Below are 14,717 nucleotides of genomic sequence, written 5' to 3' on the forward strand. Positions count from 1 at the left end.
GTGGTTATTCGGTGCCCTCCAGACCCATGAGGACGGCGTACGCGGACTCGGCCTGCCGGCCAGGAGCGGCGTCGGACCGCGCCTGGTCCAGGAAGCTCCGGGTCGCCCCGTGGTGGAGGACCCGGCCGCGGTCCATGAGGGTGACGGTGTTCGCCTCGTCGGCCAGGTCGGCGATGTCGTGGGTGGACATCAGGACCGGAACGCGGTCGGCGACCGTGCGCAGCACGTTGCGGAAGACGGTGCGCTGGTGCGGGTCGAGTCCGGCCGTGGGCTCGTCGAGGAGGATCACCCGCGCGTCGTGGGCGAGCGCGCACGCGATGCCGACCCGGCGGAGCTGGCCTCCGGAGAGCTTGGCCGTCTTCCGGCCGCTCTGTTCGGCGAGGCCCACCTGGTCGAGGGCCTTCCCCGCGCGCTCCCAGGCCCCCGTACGGTCCTCGCCCTTCAGCCAGGCCACGTACGCCACGTACTCGCGGGCGGTCAGCTGCCGTGACGTCGGTACCTTCTGCGGCAGCCACGCCACATGCCGGCGGTACGCGCGGGCGGCGGAGGTGAGAGCGGAGTCCTTGAGCCGGACCTTGCCTCCCTGGGGCTCCACCGTGCCCGCCAGGAGGGACATCGTGGTCGACTTGCCCGCTCCGTTGGGGCCGAGCAGGATCGTCAGGCCCTCGTCGGGGACCTCGTAGCTGAAGCCGGAGAGGACGGGGCGTTCCCAGCGGCGGTAGCGGAAGGTGACGCGGTCGAGCAGCAGGGTCATCGGTCGGTCCTTGGTGCGAAGCAGGCGAGGGAGAGAAGTCCGGCCAGGAAAACGGCGGCGGCTCCCACGGTGGCGTGGGTGACATGAGCTGCCTCGGTGACGATCACCCAGGGGTAGGGGTCGTCACGGCTGCGGCCGCCGAGGAACATGGACTGAATCATCCAGAAGACGGGAACCAGCGTCGCGCGGTGCCCCAGCAACGGCCAGACCCCCAGCGCGAGTCCGCAGAAGAGCAGATTGTTGCGCGCGGCCACCAGCATGGCGTCCGGCCCCACCAGGGACAGGCCCGCGGCCACCGCGGTCACGAGGAGCGCGAAGCCGGCCACGAGGACGGTGTCCCGGGCGTCGACACGCCGGACAGCGGAGCGTTCCACGGAGGGCATCCGCCGCTCCAGGCAGGCGATCACCGCGATGCCGGGGAGGACGGCGACGAAGGTGCTGAGCTCCGTCATCATCGCGTAGTGCCCCAGGAACGAGGGGAAGACGACGGACACACCGCTGGTCAGACCGATGCCCACGGCGAAGGCGAGCAGCACACCGGGCAGCAGTCCGAAAGCGCCCCGTTGGCGCAGCCACCAGATCATGCCGGGCCGCCGGCCCGGCAGGCGGACCGGAGCTTCTCCGCGTACCAGGCCCGCTGCTCCCGCGCGGACAGCTCGGCCACGCCGGCCGTCCCGGCCAGGAGCCGCTCCTTGGTCTGGCCCTGGCTGAACCCCTGGGTCTCCCGTGACAGCCATGCCAGGTACTGGTTCTCGACCCCTATCGCGCGGGCCGCCCAGAGGGTGTTGTAGTGCAGCACGTTCCAGTCGGGCTCGGCGCAGGGCGCTCCGACCACGGCGATGGCGATGTTCTCCCCGAGGGCCTGGTCCGCGGTGCCCGGTGCGAGGGCGAGTGTCCAGTGCTCTCCCTCGGTGTCGATCCGCCGGTCGTCCGCCACGGAGACGTCGGTGATGCGGCCGGGCTTCCGGTCGATGACACCCTTGGCCGCCAACTGTTCGGCCATCCGCCGGATTTCGGCCTGGATCTCACCGATGTGCTCGGCTCCGGCCTCCGGCAGGCAGACCTCGGGCGCTTCCCCTGCGCAGACGACCGGGGCCAGCCCCCGGGAGGCCGGAGGCATCGAGCGCCAGTCCGCCGTGATGCCGTAGGCGCCGAACAGGCCGCCAACGGCCAGGACCAAGGCCAGGGCGGCATAACGGACGGGATCGCGGCGGAGGGCCGCCAGCGCGACGCAGGCAAGTGCGAGGCAGACCGTGGGCAGGAGGGCGGCCAGCGTCATCGCCGGTGAGTACGCCTCGCCGAAGCCCACCCAGTCGATCGCCCCGGTGACATGGTGCGCCCAGTAGCTGTCCGTGCCCAGCGGAAAGGTGATGCCCACGAAAGCCACCACCGCCACCAGGGGTGCGGAGTACAGCGCGTGCAGGTGCCTGCCGACGACGAACCCGATGACGCCGTGGGCGGCGATCAGCACCACCACGATGCCCATGATCTGCAACGCGTACGGGTCGGGAAGGACTCCGACCACCCACAGCCCGCCCGCCATGACGCCGGCGGTGAGCGTCGAGAGGCACACCACGGTGACGAGGACGGAGTGCAGCGCGATACGCCACGTGGGCTGGACGGCGCCCAACTGCCACGTGCCCAGGGCCTTGAGCCGGGTCGCTTCCACGGCGGTCAGACCCGCGGCGGCCGCGGCCGCCATCGGCACGGGGGCGTGCAGCGCGTACGAAGCCGCCTGTGCGGCCCAGGGCAGGTCGATGAGCTGACCGATGCGCCGGGTGCTCGTCAGGAAGACGTAGGCGAAGAAGATCCCGATGAAAGGGGTGGCCAGCACGGCGGGGTGCGTGCGGAGAGAAGCGGTGATGCGCATAGGGCCTCGTCGTGGAGCGCGAAGCCGGGCCTCCGCGCGGGACACGCGGAGGCCCGGCGGGATCAGTCGGCCTTGGTGGTGTCGACGTTGACCTTGCCAACGACGACGGCGCAGGAAACGCATCCCGAACCGATGTTGCCGATTTCGAAGTAGTAGCTGTCCTTGGGCAGCCCCGACTGCGTGGCCGTGCTCTTGGAGCCCGAGCCCTTGAAGCAGTTGGTGAACTTGGAGGTGTCGTGCCTCTTGTCCTTCCCCCAGTCGATCTGCTGCCACAGCTCCACATCGACGCTCTTTCGGCCGTACACCTCACTGCAACCGGTGAAGTTGATTTCGTTGTACGACTCGTCGACCCACTGCTGGGACATCTTGCCCTGGTTTCCCACCCAGTTATTGGCGGTCCAGTTGGCCCAGGCACTGGTGTTCGTGGCGAACAGGAGAACCGCTGCGGCTCCGGCGACGAAACCGGCCTTGCGCATACGACCACTTACCACGGAAATACCCTCCCTCGACTCCCGGTCGCCGAGGCCCCCTCGAACGGAAAACCGAAAAGTCGATGGACATTAGCACTGGTCAGCGCAGTGCGGAGCCGGAGGGGCGGCGCGTGCCCGTATCGTCCGATCTTGGTCCGATCAATCACGCCGTCCACCAGGACCGACAAACGGAACAGGCCATTCCAGATTCCTGTCGCGCACGAACGACTCCATCGATCCTCTCGCCCTCAGTGAATTCGATCACAGTCGAATGCGCGAGCATCCGGAAAGACCGCCGCGCTTTTCTTTCGGTCGGGGCATGCGGCCCGGTGGCGAATTCGGGTGCACGACAGGACGCACGAGAGGGCGCACAACAGGACGCACGACAACGACTTCTGGTCGACTTCGCGTCGGCTTCATGTCTTCCGAATCCGGTTACGGGTCCGGCCCCCGGATCGGGTTGGATGAGGGGATGACCACTGATGCAGCAGCAGCTGTGCCCGACTGGGAGATGCGGTTCCGTGCGCCTCGCGTCTCCCTGCCCGACTGGGCCGAGGACGCCCCCGACCGCGCGCTGTTCGTCTCCAACGCCACCGGGACCTACGAGCTGTACGCGTGGGACCGGGCGAGCGGACGGCAGCGCCAGGTCACGGACCGGCCGAACGGCACGACGGACGGCGTGCTGACGCCGGACGGCGAGGCCGTCTGGTGGTTCAGCGACACCGACGGCGACGAGTTCGGGGTGTGGATGCGCCAGCCGTTCGACGGCGGTCAGGACGAGCCGGCCGCCCCCGGCCTCGCTCCCTCCTACCCGGCGGGCCTGGCCATCGGGCGGGACGGTTCGGCGGTGATCGGCCGCTCGACCGACGAGGACGGCACGACGGTCCACCTGGTGCGGACGCCGGGCGCCGAGCCCGTGGAGATCTACCGGCACCGGGAGTCCGCGGGGGTCGGGGACCTCTCCCACGACGGGACCCTGATCGCCCTGGAGCACACCGAGCACGGCGACGCGATGCACTCGGCGCTGCGCGTGGTGCGCCCCGACGGCTCCACGGTGGCCGAGCTGGACGACACCGAGGGCGGCACGAAGGAACTGGGCCTCGCCGTACTGGGCTTCGCCCCGGTGGCCGGTGACACCCGGCTCCTCGTCGGGCATCAGCGCCGGGGCCGCTGGGAGCCGATGATCTGGGACCCGGTCGCGGGCACGGAGACCGCGCTGCCGGTCGACCTCCCGGGCGACGTGGGGGCCGAGTGGTATCCGGACGGCTCCGCGCTGCTCGTCGAGCACGGCTTCGAGGCCCGCAGCGAGCTGTGGCGGTACGAGCCGGGGGCCCCGGCTCCCGTGCGCGTGGAGACGCCCGCGGGCACCGTGTCGGGCGCCACGGCCCGCCCGGACGGCACCGTGGAGTACCTGTGGTCCTCGGCCGAGCGGCCGCCCGTGGTGCGGTCGACGAGCGGTGCGGTGGTTCTGGACCCGCCGGGCGCGAAGGCCCCGCCGTCGGTGCCCGTCGAGGACGCCTGGGTGGAGGGGCCGGGCGGCCGTATCCACGCCCTCGTGCAGAAGCCCGCCGCCGGCGACGGCCCCTTCCCCACGGTCTTCGAGATCCACGGCGGGCCGACCTGGCACGACAGCGACGCCTTCGCCTCCGGCCCCGCCGCCTGGGTGGACCACGGCTTCGCGGTCGTCCGGGTCAACTACCGGGGCTCCACCGGCTACGGCCGCGCCTGGACGGACGCGCTGAAGCACCGGGTCGGCCTGATCGAGCTGGAGGACATCGCGGCCGTACGGGAGTGGGCGGTGGCCTCCGGGCTCGCGGACCCGGAGCGCCTGGTCCTGGCGGGCGGGTCCTGGGGCGGCTATCTGACCCTGCTCGGGCTCGGCACCCAGCCGGACTCCTGGACGCTGGGCCTGGCCGCTGTGCCGGTCGCGGACTACGTCACGGCGTACCACGACGAGATGGAGGCCCTGAAGGCGATGGACCGCACGCTGCTGGGCGGCACGCCGGAGGAGGTTCCCGAGCGCTTCGAGGCCTCGTCCCCGCTGACGTACGTCGACGCGGTGCGCGCCCCCCTCTACATCTCGGCGGGCGTCAACGATCCGCGCTGCCCCATCCGTCAGGTGGAGAACTACGTGGACCGGCTGGCGGCGCGCGGCGCGGTCCACGAGGTGTACCGGTACGACGCCGGGCACGGATCGCTGGTGGTGGAGGAGCGGATCAAGCAGGTGCGGCTGGAGTTGGAGTTCGCCCTGAAGCACCTCGGGGGAGGCGCCGTGGTAGGCACCCCGGGGCCGGAAGCGGCGTAAGTACCGGATAAATGGCGGACCCCGCCCCGGGAACCCGGGGCGGGGAACCGTACCTTTGAGGGGTGTACCGGTTCCTGCTGACCCCGCGATGGTGGGGGATCAACCTCTTCGTCGTGCTGGCCATCCCGTTCTGCGTGTTCATGGGCATGTGGCAGCTCGGCCGCTTCGAGGACCGCGTGCAGTCGCACGAACAGGCGGAGAAGCGGCCCGATCCCAGCACCCGGGCCGCGAAACCCCTGGACGAGCTGCTGCCCGTCGACAAGGTGACGTCCGGCCGCCCGGCCGTCGCCACCGGCACGTACGCCGACCAGTTCCTGGTGCCCGGCCGCGAGCTGGACGACCGTCGGGGCTTCTACGTCCTGAACATGCTGCGCACGGACAGCGGTAAGGCCCTGCCGGTGGTACGGGGCTGGCTGCCCGGCTCCGCGACCGGCGCCCGGGTGCCCGCCGCGCCGGAGGGCGAGGTCACGGTGACCGGCGACCTCCAGGCCTCTGAGAACTCCCGCAGCAAGGGCGTGAACGCCCGGGGCGGGCTGCCCGGGGGCCAGGTCGGCATGATCAGCGCGGCGACCCTGGTGAACCTCGTGCCGTACGACGTGTACGACGCCTGGGTGACGCTTCCCGAGGCCGAGGCGGGCGGTACGGGCGGTGCGATGAAGCCGGTGCCCGCGGCGGCCCCCGAGGGCAGCGGCCTCGACCTGAAGGCCTTCCAGAACCTGGGGTACACGGGCGAGTGGTTCGTCTTCGCCGGCTTCGTGCTCTTCATGTGGTTCCGGCTGGTGCGCCGCGAGGCGGAGGCCGAGCGCGACATCGCGCTGGGCCTCGTACCGGAGGACGCGGCGGCCCCGTCGTCGCCGGAGGCGCAGGAGGCGCAGGGGGCCCCGGAGGCGCCTGAGGCCTCTGAGGCGGCTCGGAAAGCCCCCGCGGCCCCGTAAGGACCCGGCGTGGCCGGACTACGACGGGAGGAGCCCGCGGTCGCCGGAGTACGACGGTGGGAGCCCGCGGTCGCCGGACTACGACGGGAGGTCCTGCGGTCGCCGGACTACGACGGGAGGTCCCGTCGCGCAGTGGCGGGACCGGCGTCACCCGACTACGACGTGGCGAGCACGCCCGTACGGTAGATGGTGCCCGAGCAGGCGTTGGGGATCTCCGTCTCCGCGGTGGGCGCTCCCGTCTCCGGGGTGTGCGTCACGGCGACGCTGCCCTCCGCCGCGCCCTCACCGTCCTCGTTCAGCGCCTGCGTGTCGACGCCCGAGGGCTCGTCGGTGTCTCCCTCGCCGACCGATCCGCCGGCCCCGTCCGCCGACGGGGTCGGGCTCGGTGACGGGCCCACGGCCGGACAGGTGTCGGCCGGCACCCAGGCGAACCGCACCTCGTACGCCATGGCCGGCTTCAGCAGCACCGTGCCCGGCTCCTGCGAGGGGTCGGGCAGCCCGGGGGCCGCGTCGCCCGCGGCGTGCTGGACCACGCCGATCTTGAGCGGGTCGGCCGCGCCCATGGCGGTGAAGCCCACCGTGCCGTTGCTGCTGACCGTGCAGTCGCTGCCGGACACGTTGGCGATCTTGAAGCTGCCGTAGACGGTGCCGTCGGCTCCCGGCGCGTCGGTGCCCGCGGACGCGACGCCGAGCTGACTCGGGTCGCAGACCGGCAGGGAGGCGAAGTCCGCGCTCGGGGAGTCGGTCGCCGCGCCCGTCGCCGCACCGCCGGGGTCACGGCCCTCGCCCGCGCTGGGGCTGGGCTCCGGGTCGGCCTCGCCCGCGCTGCCCTCGCTCTCCCGCTCGGTGGGCTCCACGGTCCGCCGGCCGGGCGCCTCGGAGCCGGTCTCGTCCCCGTTGCCGCCCTGGGCCTGCTCGCCGTGTCCGGCGATGGCGGGGCGGGCGTTGGACGGGCCGTCCGAGGTCGCGACGTGGACGAAGGCGGGGACGGCGGTGCCGATCAGCAGGGCTGCCGCAGCCGCCCCGACGACGGCCTGCCGTCGCCTGGCCCGGCGGGCGGGGACGGCGCGGTGGAGGTGGTCGAGGGTCCCCTCGGAGGGGGCCAGCTCCCGCACCGCGCCGTGCAGCATGCGGCGCAGGGCCACCTCGTCCAGCTCTTCGGAGGCGGGGGAGGCTCCGCCCCGGTCACGGGCGAAGAGGTCGGTCAGCGTGCCGACGAGGTCGTCGTCGCCCTGCGCCGTCCCCGGGTCCCGCTCGTCGGGGTCCTCGGCGGCCTCGTTGTCCGCCCGCGCGGGTGGCGCCGGTTCCGGGGTCTCGCCCGGCTCGGGCCCCGTGCTCCCGTCGTGCGGGCGGTCCGGATCGGTGTGCGGAGTCTTCTCCGGCCCGTGGTTCACAATTCCGTTTCCCGTCGGGTCATTCTCGTGCCTGTGCTCGTCGCGCTGCTCGGGCCCGCTCATGCCTGGGCCTCCATCACGACGCGCAGCGCCGCGATACCCCGGGAACCGTACGCCTTGACCGAGCCCAGCGAGACGCCCAGCGTCTCGGCGACCTGGGCCTCCGTCATGTCCGCGAAGTAGCGCAGCACCAGCACCTCGCGCTGGCGTCGCTGCAGCCCCTTCATGGCCTTGATCAGCGCGTCCCGTTCCAGTTGGTCGTAGGCGCCCTCCTCCGCGCTCGCCATGTCCGGCATCGGCTTGGAGAGCAGCTTCAGCCCGAGGATGCGGCGACGCAGCGCGGAGCGCGAGAGGTTGACGACCGTCTGCCGCAGATAGGCGAGAGTCTTCTCCGGTTCGCGGACCCGGTTCCGCGCGGAGTGCACGCGGATGAACGCCTCCTGCACCACGTCCTCGCAGGACGCGGTGTCGTCCAGCAGCAGGGCCGCGAGGCCGAGCAGGGAGCGGTAGTGGGCTCGATAGGTCTCGGTGAGATGGTCGACCGTGGTTCCCGCTGCCACCGTCTCTTCAGCATCCCCGCGCTGCGAGGGCAACTGTGCCGGGCGCGCGGCGGGCATGGGCGCGATCACCGGCATGCCGCCGGGCGCACGGGGCCGCCGGAGCGGACGCGCCGACGCGCCTCGCAACGGGCCCACCACGGTGATGTCGAGAACCTCTGCTGCCACGCCTGTTGGACACGCTGCCCCCCGTCAGGGTTGTACGCGTACGGCGTCACGTTCGACGCTGTGCGACATGCCCTCATACGTACCTGCTCTTCCCCAAATGCCCCGTCATAGCGTCTGGCCACGCAAGAAGTGACCGCATAGACGCAGCCCGACCAAGATGCGGTTGCAGATGGCCGGGAGATCATCGTCGGATACGACAACGTCCCAGCTCAAGAGGTTCAGACCAGCAAATTACTCATAGGGCGTTCACAGATCCTACAAAACAGGTTCGATCATGCCCGGGGGAATTCGGCGGCGACCGATTCGGCGATCTGCGCCACGTTCAAAGCCGCACCTTTTCGGAGGTTGTCACCGCAAAGGAACATTTCCAGGGCATGCGGATCGTCCATCGAGCGCCGGACGCGGCCCACCCAGGTGGGGTCGGTGCCCACCACATCGGACGGGGTCGGGAAATCTCCGGACGCCGGGCTGTCGAAGAGGACCACGCCGGGGGCGGTCGCCAGGATCTCGTGCGCCTTGCCCACGGCGACCTCGTTCTCGAAGCGGGCGTGGACGGACATCGAGTGCGTGGCGACCACGGGTACGTACACACAGGTCGCGGTGGCCTTCAGATCCGGCAGGCCCAGCACCTTGCGGCACTCCTCGCGGATGGCGATCTCCTCCGTGGACCAGCCGTCGCCGGCGTCCGTACCTGCCCAGGGCACGACGTTCAGGGCGACGGGTGCGGCGAACGGGCTCCCCGCCGCCTCCGCGCTGTCCCCCAGGGCCCGGCGTACGTCCCCGGGCTGGGTGCCCAGCTCCGTGCCGGCCACCAGCGCCAGCTGCTCGCGCAGGGCGGCGACGCCGTCCCGGCCCGCGCCGCTGACGGCCTGGTAGGAGGAGACGATCAGCTCGCGCAGTCCGTACTCGGCGTGCAGGGCGCCGATCGCGACGATCAGCGACAGCGTGGTGCAGTTCGGGGACGCGACGATGCCGCGTGGCCGGAGCCGGGCGGCATGGGAGTTGATCTCCGGGACGACCAGCGGCACGTCGTCGTCGAGCCGGAAGGCGGCCGAGTCGTCGATGACGACGACGCCCTTGGCGGCGGCGATCGGGGCCCAGCGGGCGGACACCTCGTCCGGCACCAGGAAGAGGGCCACGTCGATGCCGTCGAACACGTCCTCGGCGAGCGCGAGGACCTCGGTCTCCTCACCGCGCACGGCCAGCTTGCGGCCGGCCGAGCGCGGTGAGGCGACGAGTCTGACCTCGCCCCAGACGTCCGCGTGCTGCGAGAGGATCCGGAGCATGACACCGCCGATCGCCCCGGTCGCGCCGACGACCGCGAGCGAAGGGCGGTGTCCGGTCATCGGCCGGTGCCTCCGTAGACGACGGCCTCGTCGGAGTCGCTGTCGAGACCGAAGGCGGAGTGCACGGCGCGCACGGCCTCGTTGACGTCGTCGGCCCGGGTGACCACCGAGATGCGGATCTCGGATGTCGAGATCAGCTCGATGTTCACGCCCGCGTCGGCCAGCGCCTCGAAGAATCCGGCCGTGACGCCCGGGTTGGTCTTCATGCCGGCGCCGACCAGGGAGATCTTCGCGATCTGGTCGTCGTAACGGAGCGAGTCGAAGCCGATGGAGCTCCTGGTCCGCTCCAGGGCGTCGATGGCCTTGCGACCCTCGGCCTTGGGCAGGGTGAAGGAGATGTCCGTCAGGCCGGTCGACGCGGCGGAGACGTTCTGCACCACCATGTCGATGTTGACCTCGGCGTTCGCGATGGCGCGGAAGATCGCCGCCGCCTCGCCGGGCTTGTCCGGGACGCCGACGACGGTGACCTTGGCCTCCGAGACGTCATGGGCGACTCCGGAGATGATCGCGTGCTCCACCTGCTGGTCCCCTTGCGGCTCGTTGCTGACCCAGGTGCCGCGCAGTCCGGAGAAGGACGAGCGGACGTGGATCGGGATGTTGTAACGGCGTGCGTACTCGACGCAGCGGTGCAGCAGCACCTTGGAGCCGGACGCGGCCAGCTCCAGCATGTCCTCGAAGGAGATCCAGTCGATCTTCTTCGCCTTCTTCACGACCCGGGGGTCCGCGGTGAAGACGCCGTCGACGTCGGTGTAGATCTCACAGACCTCGGCGTCCAGCGCGGCGGCCAGCGCGACGGCGGTCGTGTCCGACCCGCCGCGGCCGAGGGTCGTGATGTTCTTGCCCTCCTGGCTCACGCCCTGGAACCCGGCGACGATGGCGATGTTGCCCTCGTCGATCGAGGTCCGGATGCGGCCCGGCGTGACGTCGATGATGCGCGCTTTGTTGTGGACCGAGTCGGTGATGACACCGGCCTGGCTGCCCGTGAACGACTGGGCCTCGTGGCCCAGGTTTTTGATCGCCATCGCCAGCAGGGCCATGGAGATCCGCTCGCCGGCGGTCAGCAGCATGTCGAACTCACGGCCGGTAGGCATCGGAGACACCTGCTCGGCGAGGTCTATCAACTCGTCCGTCGTGTCGCCCATCGCGGACACCACGACAACCACCTGGTTGCCGTTCTTCTTGGCGTCGACGACTCGCTTGGCGACCCGCTTGATGCCCTCGGCATCGGCTACGGAGGAGCCTCCGTACTTCTGCACGACAAGGCCCACGTGCGCTCCTCGCTCAGTCATTACTGCGGTCGGCTCAGTCTAACGAGCAGTCCGGAATAGACCCGCCCATATCGGATGATGAGATGTCCCGCTCACCACCCGGTACGGCGTGTCGCTCCGAACCGCTCGTACGGGGCTGTTGCCCACCCAGCCCGGCAGCACTCCCGTTTGTGTCCCAGCCCACACGATCGGGCACACCCAGCCCACACGATCCGCGGCGGGCGGGCGAGCCGAAAGGGTCAGTCGGCGTACACCGTCACTCGGCGTACTCCTTCACGCGGCGTACTCCTTGAGCTTCTCGGTGTCGAGCGCGAACCCGACCGGCGCGGGCAGTTCGACGACCGCGCCGAAGGGCCGGGTGGTGGCGGAGCGGTACGTCTCGACGGCGAGGCCACAGGCCGGGTAGAGCCACAGGTCCGGCCGGTGCTCCCGGCACCGCTTCATCAGCCACATCACGACCTGCCCGTGCGTACCGTCGGCCGGAGGCTTCGCCCGCACCTTCCCGCCGATGAACTCCAGACGCACCAGTTCCGGCGCGCGACGGGACAGCTCCTCGAACTCCTCCACGGACATCTCGGGCTCACCCGGCACGCGCCCGCTCACCGGCGCGACCTCGGAGCCGGGAGGACCGGGCGGACGGTGGCCGAGCGGACCTCGGCCATGCGGGCGGCGACGTCGACCTCGGCGCGCGGGCGGGCCAGGAAGGTGTCGGGGACGTCGCCGGTCAGGCCGGCCGCCTCGTCGCGGGCGACCTGGGCGCGGCAGTCGGAGCACACGCCGTGGTCCAGCGTGGTCGTCGTCTCGTCCTCGTCGCAGAAGAGGCACATCATCACCATGCCCACGATCTGCTCGCTCGGGTGGTCGTTCTCCGGCCGGGGTGCGGGGCTCGGCGGCATTTTGGTCTCCAGTCGTTTACGGAGGAGGGGTCCGGCGGAGTGCACGGACGCCGGCAGGCCCGAGGTCAGGGCCTGGGTGATCTGTTCGCGGCCGACGCCGCGCGCCAGCCACTCCCCGACCAGGTGTTCCAGCTGCACGCAGTCGCCCTCGGAGAGCTGGAGCCGGGGCTCGCGGCGGCCGAGCCCGGCGAGGACGTCGTACGCCTCCGAGCGCGGGGCGCGCACGCCGGGCTCGGGCTCCTCGGCCGATTCGGCGGCAGCGGGGGCCGGGGGCTGGCTGGCGGCAGCGGGGGCCGGGGGCTGGCCGGCGGCAGCGGGTGCCGGGGGCTGGCCGGCGGCAGCGGGTGCCGGGGGCTGGCCGGGCGCGTCCAGGCCCCGGACGAACCGCACATGGGCGGCCCACCAGGCGGCGTCGCGGGCGGTCCGGGAGAAGTACGTACGCGTCACCCAGCGCATCTGGCCGTCGGCCACAGTGACATGGACCCTGATACGCCGGAGGTGTCCGGCCCGGGTCAGCCGGTCGAGCGCGCTGCGGCACGCCTGCTGCCCGAAGTCCGGCAGCTCCTCGGCGAGGACCTTGTAGCCGATCGCCGCGCCTTCGGGGAGCCGGTCGATGTACGAGGCGATGGCCGCCTCACGCGGCTCCAGGTCGGAGAAGTCGTCGGCGCGGGACGGGGCTTGATCGGGGGCGTGACGCTTCCCGTACCCGGCTTTCGCCATGGGGTGGGCGACGGGTGCGCGCAGGGCGGCACTAAGGTTGGCGGCAGCCATGGGGATCGTCTTTCTAAAGGGTGCGATCTCTTACGGTCAGACCCCGGTCGGTGTTGCGAGCACCACCGGGGTTGTCCGTTTTACGGATAGTGGGTTGCTCATCGCGAACCTAGAGCGTGCATACGCTCCGGCGCAACCCGGTCACCAACCGTCACTTCTGGTCGAGTTCGCGCAGCCCACAGGGCGGTTCGAAACCTGGTCAGGGATCGGGAGGGAGGGTGGGTGGGTTGAACCCAACCACCCATACCTACAGAGAAAGCTCGAAGCCCGGTGCTCGCGGCTCGGGGCTTGAGCCTCGGGCGGACCTGCGGGATCGCGGTGTCGCACCGCACCCTGCCCGGTTCAACCGAAGATGGCGTCCTCGCGATCAACCCGCTCACCGCCGCCCGCCACATCGCAGTCGTGGTGCCTACCCCAGCCCCAGCGGCGCCGGGACGAGCGGCTCATCGTTCAGAGACCGGCAATCCTGGCCGCGATGCCACCACAGCCGGCGGTCCGGGGTCAGGTAGGGGTACATGTCGCGGACGCCACCGCCGGAGTGGAGAGCCCGGGAGACATCGTGTAGATATGCGGCCAGGCCGGGCCACGAGTCGGAGAAATCACCTCCGCCGGAGTGGCCGGCCCAGCCCAGACGTCCGGCCTCGTCTCCAGGGCGAAGGTCGATCACGTGGGCGTTTCCGTCGGCACTCACAGCCCAGGGAACCCACAAGGGGTGCCACCAGGGCTCATCGTCCCAGGGGCGCGCGACCAGGCCGTCGTCGTCCGACGCGATCTCCATGCACATCCGCCAATGCTCGGCGATGCCTGCCGCACCGAACGGCAACTGCTCCGGCAGCAGGCTCGTCCACTCGCTCACCCCGTTGTGACAGCTCAACGACTCACGCAGTTCGACGGGAAGCTGCACGCCGAGTGCCCGTTGAACCGATTCCAGCTCATCCGCAGCCACGGGGGGACGGAGAAACGCCAACGTCGTGGGCGCGTGCACCGCCAGCCAGGCATCGATCCGCTGCCACGACGACGAAACCGGCAACACCAGTTGCTCACTCATGCCGCCATCCTGCCTGCCCTGTCCGACAGGGCGAACGGTGCCTGATGCGGCACTAGATTCGCTGCGTGACCGAGCCTTCTTACCTGTCCGAGGTCCGGGAGTCGTACGACACCGTGGCCAACGCCTACGCCGCCCTCGTCAAGCCCCCATCAGAGCTAGACCCGTTGTCACGCTCGATGCTGACCGCGTTCGCCGAACTCGTGCAGGCATCTGGCCGAGGACCGGTCGCCGACGTGGGCTGCGGCCCGGGCAAAGTGACGGCGCACCTCGCCGGGCTCGGGGTGTCGCCGATCGGCATCGACGTGTCCCCGAAGATGATCGAACTGGCGCGCACCGCCTTTCCGGACCTGCCCTTCTCCGTGGGATCCATCACCGCCCTGGAGTTCGCGGACGACGCACTCGGCGGCATCCTGGCCTTCTACTCCACCCATCACACGCCTCCCGAGCTGCTGCCGCTCGTGTTCGCCGAGTTCCACCGCACCCTGGCACCCGGTGGACATCTGCTCCTCGTGAGCCACGTCGGTTCCGGTGAGCACCGTCGTCCTACACAGGCCTACGGCGGCCTTCCCGTGTCCTTCGAGTCCTACCGCCTGCCTCCGGGCCGACTTGCGCAGTTGCTGCACCGGGCCGGGTTCACCATCGACGCTCAACTGGTGCAGGAGCCCGACGAAGAGCTGACATGGAAGATCGCCGGCTTCCTTGCCCACAAGCCGACCTCCCAGAAGGCCAACTCGACTTCCTGACCTCCTGAGATCGCCAGGCCGCGCCCTTGCGCAGGACGTAGATCAGTACGTAGATGGTGCCGGCCGGCACGACACGACTGCCTGGCAGAGTCCCCGACCAGTTCCGCGAAGCGGAACTTCCGCCGCCCGTCGCCATCGCTCCAGAACATTCACAGATCCCGCCCGGCCGGAGCCGAGGCCGACCAGAGCTGG

Annotated in this window: 14 protein-coding genes; 3 read left to right on the plus strand and 11 right to left on the minus strand. The window is 70.8% G+C overall.

Annotated elements, in window-relative coordinates; translation table 11 throughout:
- Positions 1–4 precede the first annotated feature (4 nt).
- The 4 genes from D581_RS0119470 to D581_RS0119485 form a co-directional block, all read right to left on the minus strand.
- Positions 5–754 carry an ATP-binding cassette domain-containing protein gene (locus D581_RS0119470; RefSeq protein WP_018958885.1) on the minus strand — a complete coding sequence of 250 codons (750 nt, stop codon included), beginning with the start codon at positions 752–754 and terminating at the stop codon, positions 5–7.
- Positions 751–1,338: a hypothetical protein gene (locus tag D581_RS0119475; RefSeq protein ID WP_018958886.1), complete on the minus strand. Its 588-nt coding sequence runs from the start codon at positions 1,336–1,338 to the stop codon at positions 751–753. The genes D581_RS0119470 and D581_RS0119475 overlap by 4 nt, the downstream gene beginning before the upstream one ends.
- Entirely contained in the window at positions 1,335–2,624 is a 1,290-nt protein-coding gene (locus D581_RS0119480; RefSeq protein WP_018958887.1) for a DUF7224 domain-containing protein, read from the minus strand. The genes D581_RS0119475 and D581_RS0119480 overlap by 4 nt, the downstream gene beginning before the upstream one ends.
- 62 nt (positions 2,625–2,686) lie before the next feature.
- Positions 2,687–3,115 carry a hypothetical protein gene (locus D581_RS0119485; protein WP_106434421.1) on the minus strand — a complete coding sequence of 143 codons (429 nt, stop codon included), beginning with the start codon at positions 3,113–3,115 and terminating at the stop codon, positions 2,687–2,689.
- Between the two features lie 451 nt (positions 3,116–3,566).
- Between D581_RS0119485 and D581_RS0119490 the strand changes: the two genes are divergently transcribed.
- Entirely contained in the window at positions 3,567–5,399 is a 1,833-nt protein-coding gene (locus D581_RS0119490) for a prolyl oligopeptidase family serine peptidase (RefSeq protein WP_026290696.1), read from the plus strand.
- A gap of 62 nt (positions 5,400–5,461) precedes the next feature.
- Positions 5,462–6,334, plus strand: a complete 873-nt coding sequence (locus tag D581_RS0119495) for an SURF1 family protein (RefSeq protein ID WP_018958890.1) — start codon at positions 5,462–5,464, stop codon at positions 6,332–6,334.
- 155 nt (positions 6,335–6,489) lie between these two features.
- Here the strand turns inward: D581_RS0119495 and D581_RS0119500 are convergent, their stop codons facing one another.
- The 7 genes from D581_RS0119500 to D581_RS0119530 form a co-directional block, all read right to left on the minus strand.
- Entirely contained in the window at positions 6,490–7,791 is a 1,302-nt protein-coding gene (locus tag D581_RS0119500; protein ID WP_106434422.1) for a hypothetical protein, read from the minus strand.
- The gene (locus D581_RS0119505; RefSeq protein WP_003967506.1) at positions 7,788–8,363 is read right to left on the minus strand and encodes a SigE family RNA polymerase sigma factor; all 576 of its coding nucleotides are present in this window, start codon (positions 8,361–8,363) and stop codon (positions 7,788–7,790) included. Before D581_RS0119505 ends, D581_RS0119500 begins: the two co-directional genes overlap by 4 nt.
- A 362-nt stretch (positions 8,364–8,725) precedes the next feature.
- Positions 8,726–9,799, minus strand: a complete 1,074-nt coding sequence (locus D581_RS0119510; protein ID WP_018958892.1) for an aspartate-semialdehyde dehydrogenase — start codon at positions 9,797–9,799, stop codon at positions 8,726–8,728.
- A complete protein-coding gene (locus D581_RS0119515) occupies positions 9,796–11,067 on the minus strand; it encodes an aspartate kinase (RefSeq protein WP_018958893.1) in 1,272 nt (423 codons plus the stop codon). The genes D581_RS0119510 and D581_RS0119515 overlap by 4 nt, the downstream gene beginning before the upstream one ends.
- Positions 11,068–11,340: 273 nt before the next feature.
- Positions 11,341–11,670: a hypothetical protein gene (locus D581_RS01000000137470; protein WP_486585856.1), complete on the minus strand. Its 330-nt coding sequence runs from the start codon at positions 11,668–11,670 to the stop codon at positions 11,341–11,343.
- Positions 11,667–12,734: a hypothetical protein gene (locus D581_RS0119525; protein WP_026290697.1), complete on the minus strand. Its 1,068-nt coding sequence runs from the start codon at positions 12,732–12,734 to the stop codon at positions 11,667–11,669. Before D581_RS0119525 ends, D581_RS01000000137470 begins: the two co-directional genes overlap by 4 nt.
- Positions 12,735–13,143: 409 nt before the next feature.
- Positions 13,144–13,782, minus strand: coding sequence for an SMI1/KNR4 family protein (locus tag D581_RS0119530; protein ID WP_018958896.1), 639 nt, complete (start codon positions 13,780–13,782; stop codon positions 13,144–13,146).
- A gap of 65 nt (positions 13,783–13,847) precedes the next feature.
- Between D581_RS0119530 and D581_RS0119535 the strand changes: the two genes are divergently transcribed.
- Entirely contained in the window at positions 13,848–14,525 is a 678-nt protein-coding gene (locus tag D581_RS0119535; protein WP_018958897.1) for a class I SAM-dependent methyltransferase, read from the plus strand.
- The last annotated feature ends 192 nt before the right edge of the window (positions 14,526–14,717 follow it).

It is taken from the genome of Streptomyces sp. CNB091, from assembly GCF_000377965.1.